Genomic DNA, 5563 nt, shown 5'->3' on the forward strand with positions numbered 1-5563 from the left:
ACCTCGAGAAGGTGCCGCAGCGCGAAAAGAACATGACCGCCTACGAGATGATGCTGTCGGAGAGCCAGGAGCGCATGCTCATGGTGCTCGACCCCTCGAAGGAGGCCGAGGCCAAGGCGGTCTTCGACAAGTGGGACCTCGACTTCGCCATCGTCGGCGAGACCATCGAGGAAGACCGCTTCCTCATCGTGCACAACGGCGAGGTAAAGGCGGACATGCCGCTGTCGCGCCTGTCGTCCTCGGCGCCGGAATACGACCGCCCCTGGGTGCCGTCCGAGCCCGCCGCACCGCTGGCCGACGTGCCGCAGATCGACGGCATCGACGCGCTCAAGGCGCTGGTCTCGAGCCCCAACTACTGCTCGCGCGAGTGGGTCTACGAGCAATACGACAGCCAGGTCATGGCCGACACCGTGCGCATCCCCGGCTTCGGCTCGGGCGTGATCCGTGTGCACGGCACCGACAAGAAGCTCGCCTTCACCTCCGACGTGACCCCGCGCTACGTCAAGGCCAACCCCGTCGAGGGCGGCAAGCAGGCGGTGGCCGAGGCCTACCGCAACCTGACCGCCGTGGGCGCGCTGCCGCTCGCCACCACCGACAACCTGAACTTCGGCAATCCAGAGAAGCCCGAGATCATGGGCCAGTTCGTCGAGGCCCTGCGCGGGATCGGCGAGGCCTGCCTCACGCTCGACATGCCGATCGTCTCGGGCAACGTGTCGCTCTACAACGAGACCGACGGCGTGGGCATCCTGCCGACGCCGACCATCGGCGCCGTGGGCCTCATCGCTGCCGGCGAAGAGCCGATCCTCGGCTATGCCCGTGACGGTCACGTGGCGCTGCTGCTCGGCACTCCCGGCAGCCACCTCGGCCAGTCGGCGCTGCTTGCCGAGGTCTTCAACCGCGAGGAAGGCGACGCCCCCGCGGTCGATCTGGCCGAAGAGAAGCGCAACGGCGAATTCATCCGCGCCAACCGCGAGTGGATCAAGTGCTGCACCGACCTCAGCGACGGCGGCCTCGCGCTCGCGGCCTTCGAGATGGCCGAGGCCTCGGGCGTCGGCGTGCATCTCGACAGCGGCGACACCGCGGAGCTCTTCGGCGAGGATCAGGGCCGCTACCTGATCTCCTGCAACTTCGACGCCGCAGAGGCGCTGATGATCGCCGCCGGGCGCTCCGGGGTGACCCTGCACACCGTCGGCCGCTTCGCCGGCGACAGCGTCCGCTTCGGCAGCTCCGAGGCCCCGCTGGCCGAGCTCTCGGCGCTGTACCGCAGCAGCTTCGGCGCAACCTTCGGCTGATCCGCGAGGACCTCGAGAAACGGATCGGTGGAAAGGCGCGGCCCTTTCCACCGGCCTCGGCGCCTGTCCCCGCGCCCGGTCCCCCTGCCGTCCTCCGACACCAGCATCGCCTACAGAAACCGCCGTTTTCCGCGGGCTTACATGCAATTGCGGGAATGCAACGCCATAGTTGCAGGGGCTCCGCAATGCTATTAACAAGATGTCATTATTGATGCCGCGAGACCGCGGCGTTTCTCGTATTGAGAGAATTTCAGACTTGCTTCCGGTGCTTCGCACGACCCGAGCACTGCGTCACCAGAAGGGATGGCCGCAAGATGAACAACTGGGACGATCTGCGCTTCCTCGTCGCCCTTTCGAAGACCGGAACCATGACTGCCGCGGCCAAGAGCCTCGGCACCAACACGGCCACCGTGTCGCGCCGGATCGAGCGTCTGTCCGAGACGCTGGGCATGCCCGCCTTCATCAAGACCGGCGAGGGATGGCGCCCGTCCGAGGCCGTGGCCTCGCTCATCCAGCTGGCGCAGAGCTTTGACGGCGAACTGCAGGCGGCGCTGAACTCGCAGGCGGTGAACTCGGACTCCGAGCCTGTTACCATCAGCGTGGGCTCGCTGCCCATCGTCACCTCGCTGGTGCTGTTTCCCGGCCTCACCCGGCACAAGCCGGTTCTGGAGGGCGTCCAGCTCACCTTCTCGGACCGGATGTTCAAGGAAGGACTTGGTGACTACGACCTGGTGATCCAGTACGCCCGCCCCGGTCAGGGCCGCATCGTTGCGCGCAAGGTGGGGTCGATGTCCTATCGCTTCTACCGCTTCCGCGATGGCGACAGCGGCGGCGACTGGGCCGGCCTCGGCGAGGCCCATGACGACGCGCCGATGATGCAGGCCGGGCTGAACGCCTTCGGACGCCCGCCGCGGCTGCGCGTCGACAGCCTGATGGCGCTGCACCGGCTGATGCAGATGACCCGCCTGCCCGGCCCTCTGCCTGAGCTTCTGGCCGAGGACGATCCGGATCTCGTGCCGCTCGATCCTTCGATCCCTCCGAAGGTCGAGGAATGCTGGCTGTTCTACCACGAGAGCCGCCGCAACGACCCCGGGATCCGGCGCGCCGTCGACTGGGTGATCCGCTGTTTCGAGGACCTGCCGAACCAGGACCGCCTCCGCGCCGCCGAAGCCTGACGGCGCTGTCGGAACGGCGCCTCCGTCGCGCCGTTCCCGTCCCTGTTCACGGGCTCAGAGTCCGTAGATCGCCCCGAACTTCGCCTCGAGATAATCGAGCAGCGGCGCCTCGCTCGGCGCTTCTCCGCAGGCGCGGGTGATGACGTCGCGCGGCTCGTAGAGCCCGCCGTACTGCTGCACGTTCTCCGAGAGCCACGCGGTGGCCGCTGCAAGATCGCCCGCCGCCATCTGGCTGTCGAGATCCGGCACCGCCGCCCGCAGCGCCTTGTGCAGGCAGCCGGCGTAAACGTTGCCCAGCGAGTAGGTCGGGAAGTAGCCGAAGAGCCCCGCCGACCAGTGCACGTCCTGCAGCACCCCGTCCGAGGGCTTGTCGACCGGGAAGCCGAAGTCCGACAGGAAGCGCTCGTTCCACGCCGCCTCGAGGTCGTCGACCTCGAGCGTGCCGGCGATCAGCGCCTGCTCCAGATCGAAGCGCAGGAGGACGTGGAGGTTGTACTGCACCTCGTCCGCCTCGGTGCGGATGAAGCCGTTCTGCACCCGGTTCACGGCGGCGTAGAAGGCATCGGGGCCGTCGAGTCCGAGATCGCCGAAAAGCTCGGTCATGCGGGTGAAGAGCCACGAGGTGAAGGCGCGCGAGCGGCCGAGCTGGTTCTCGTAGATGCGGCTCTGGCTCTCGTGCACGCCCATCGATACGCCCTGACCCAGCGGCGTGAAGCGGTAGCTGCTGCGGATCGACTGCTCGTAGGCGGCGTGGCCCACCTCGTGGATGGTCGAGTAGAGGCAGTTGAACGGGTCGAGCGCGTTGGTCCGCGTGGTGATGCGCACGTCGTCGCCCGAGCCCGAGCTGAACGGGTGCACCGCCTTGTCGATGCGCCCGCGCGCCATTTCGTAGCCGAAGGTGCGCGCCACGGTCTGCGACAGCATCATCTGCGCCTGTTCGTCGAAGGTGCCCTGCAGCGACGCCGGCTGCGGGCGGTCGAGCACCGCCTGCCGAAGCGCCACCAGCCGCGGCCGCAGCGCGCCGAACATGCCCGAGAGCTGCGCCGCGGTGGCGCCGGGTTCGTAGTCGTCGAGCAGCGCGTCATAGGCGTCGCCACCGGCGGCCAGCGCGGCGCCCTCCTCGCGCTTGAGGCGCACGACCTCCTTCAGCACGGGTGCGAAGGCCGCGAAATCGTCGTCGGCGCGCGCCTCGGCCCAGATCCGGTGCGCCCGGCTGGTGATGCGCGCGATGTCGGTGGCAAGCTTCGCCGGCACCCGCAGCCCGCGCTCGTAGGAGCGGCGGATGTGGCGCAGGTGGGCGGTGCCCTCCTCGTCCAGCGCGCCATCGTCGACGGCATCGAGCCATTCGCCCACGCGCGGATCGGTGCGGCGGGCGTGCAGGATCGATTCCATCACCGCCATCTCCTCGGAGCGCTGCTCCGAGGCGCCGTGCGGCATCATCACTTCCTGGTCCCAGCCGAGCCGACCGGCCACCTGCGCCAGCGCCCCGGTTTCGCGCTGGAAGGACATGAGCTTGTCGTAGGCGGTCATCGTGCGGTCCCCCGGATGGATTGGGTCTTGGGATATTGAGCGCCGAAGCGGGCGCGGATGATCAGCACCCAGAGCACCACGGCCCCGATCTGGTGGGTGATCGCGATGTGCAGCTGGGCGACGTAGAGCACCGTGGTGATGCCCAGCACCACCTGCAGCAGCAGCATCGCCATCACCGCGTTGAAGCGGAAGCGGGTGTCCGAATTGGCGGACTTGCGGCCGCGCAGCCAGGTCACGACGCCGAAGATGAAGAGCAGGTAGCCCGCCATCCGGTGCATGAACTGCACGAGGCCCGGATCCTCGAAGAAGTTGCGCCAGACCGGCACGAGGTCGAAGGGCTGCGGCGGGAAGAACCCGCCCGCCATCAGCGGCCAGTCGGTGTAGCTGCGGCCGGCGTCGATGCCTGCCACCAGCGCCCCCAGCAGGATCTGCAGGAAGGCGAAATGCATGAGCCCGGTGCTCATCGAGAAGAGCTTGGCCTCGCGCCCGCGGCGCGCCTGCATGAGCTCACGCTCCGGCCGCCCGAGGGCGAAGACATACCACGCGATGAACCCGAGGATGATGAAGGCGAGCCCGAGGTGGATCGCCAGCCGGTAGGAGGCCACGCTGACCATATCGCCGGTCAGGCCCGAGGACACCATCCACCAGCCGATGGCGCCCTGCAGCCCGCCGAGCACGCCGAGGCCCAGCAGCCGCGGCGTCCAGCCGGTCGGGATCTTGCGCGCCACGAGGAAACCGAAGAACCCCAGCGCCCACACGAGGCCGATGACGCGGCCAAGCTGGCGATGGCCCCATTCCCACCAGTAGATGCTCTTGAATTCGGATAGCGTCATCTGGTTGTTCATGAGGCGGTATTGCGGGCTCTGCTGGTAGAGCGTGAACTCCTCTTCCCAGTGCGCCGCGTCCATCGGGGGCAGCGCGCCGGTGACCGGCTTCCACTCGGTGATCGACAGACCGCTGTCGGTGAGCCGCGTGAGCCCGCCCACCACGATCATTGCCATGACCAGCGCGAAGATCACCATCAGCCAGATGCGGATCGCACCGCGCGCGCCGCCCCGGCCCCTGTCGATCATGCCACCCGCTGGCTGCGTCCCCTTCGGCGCCTCGGCGGCGACCTCCTCGAAAAGCTTGCGCTGACCGGCCATGCCTCACCTTTCCTCACTTAGGGGCGGACGATAGGGCCACCCCGGTACTGCTTCAACCCCGCCCGGTGTGCCCCGGCGCCGCAGCCCCGCAATGGGTCAGCCGCGTTCCTTCCAGCGCACCATCTGCCGCATGATGCCGTGCAGCGTGCGCACGTCCTCACGCGTGAGCGGCATCCGGCTCCAGAGGTTGCGCAGGGTCAGTTTCATCGCGGGCGCCTTGTGGTCGGGGAAGAAGACCCCCGCCTCGTCCAGACGCTCTTCGTAGTGCTCGGAGAGCTTCTCGACCTCGATAGCGCTGGCCCATTCCGCCCCCGCCATCTCGTCGCGCCGCGCCTCGATTCCGGCGCTCGCCCGGCGCCATTCGTAGCCGCAGAGCAGCACGCATTGCGCGAGGTTCAGCGACGGGAACTCGGGGTTCACC

General features: G+C 68.1%; 4 protein-coding genes and 1 pseudogene. 2 read left to right on the plus strand and 3 right to left on the minus strand.

The genetic code is table 11. The annotated features are described in order from the left end of the window. Both HC022_RS18050 and HC022_RS18055 read left to right on the plus strand, forming a co-directional pair. The coding region (locus HC022_RS18050) for an AIR synthase-related protein (protein WP_254885162.1) at positions 1 to 1292 on the plus strand (1292 nt) is incomplete at its 5' end. 314 nt (positions 1293 to 1606) lie between these two features. Next, positions 1607 to 2467, plus strand: a complete 861-nt coding sequence (locus tag HC022_RS18055) for a LysR family transcriptional regulator (protein WP_167453359.1) — start codon at positions 1607 to 1609, stop codon at positions 2465 to 2467. Positions 2468 to 2521: 54 nt separating this feature from the next. Here the strand turns inward: HC022_RS18055 and HC022_RS18060 are convergent, their stop codons facing one another. The 3 genes and pseudogenes from HC022_RS18060 to HC022_RS18070 form a co-directional block, all read right to left on the minus strand. After that, on the minus strand, positions 2522 to 3997 hold the full coding sequence (locus HC022_RS18060) for a carboxypeptidase M32 (protein ID WP_167453360.1): 1476 nt from the start codon (positions 3995 to 3997) through the stop codon (positions 2522 to 2524). Continuing rightward, positions 3994 to 5142, minus strand: a complete 1149-nt coding sequence (gene ctaA, locus HC022_RS18065) for a heme A synthase (RefSeq protein ID WP_008884861.1) — start codon at positions 5140 to 5142, stop codon at positions 3994 to 3996. The genes HC022_RS18060 and ctaA overlap by 4 nt, the downstream gene beginning before the upstream one ends. A 96-nt stretch (positions 5143 to 5238) precedes the next feature. Beyond that, a pseudogene (locus tag HC022_RS18070) lies at positions 5239 to 5563 on the minus strand (RNA methyltransferase); the annotation flags it as partial.

Origin of the sequence: Salipiger sp. HF18 (genome assembly GCF_011806505.1) — a bacterium.
Classification (GTDB): domain Bacteria; phylum Pseudomonadota; class Alphaproteobacteria; order Rhodobacterales; family Rhodobacteraceae; genus Salipiger; species Salipiger thiooxidans.

Excerpts from the sequence above, each read along its gene's own strand:
- HC022_RS18055 (WP_167453359.1), top strand. The coding sequence starts at position 1,607 with ATGAACAACTGGGACGATCTGCGCTTCCTCGTCGCCCTTTCGAAGACC.
- HC022_RS18060 (WP_167453360.1), bottom strand. The coding sequence starts at position 3,997 with ATGACCGCCTACGACAAGCTCATGTCCTTCCAGCGCGAAACCGGGGCG.
- ctaA (WP_008884861.1), bottom strand. The coding sequence starts at position 5,142 with ATGGCCGGTCAGCGCAAGCTTTTCGAGGAGGTCGCCGCCGAGGCGCCG.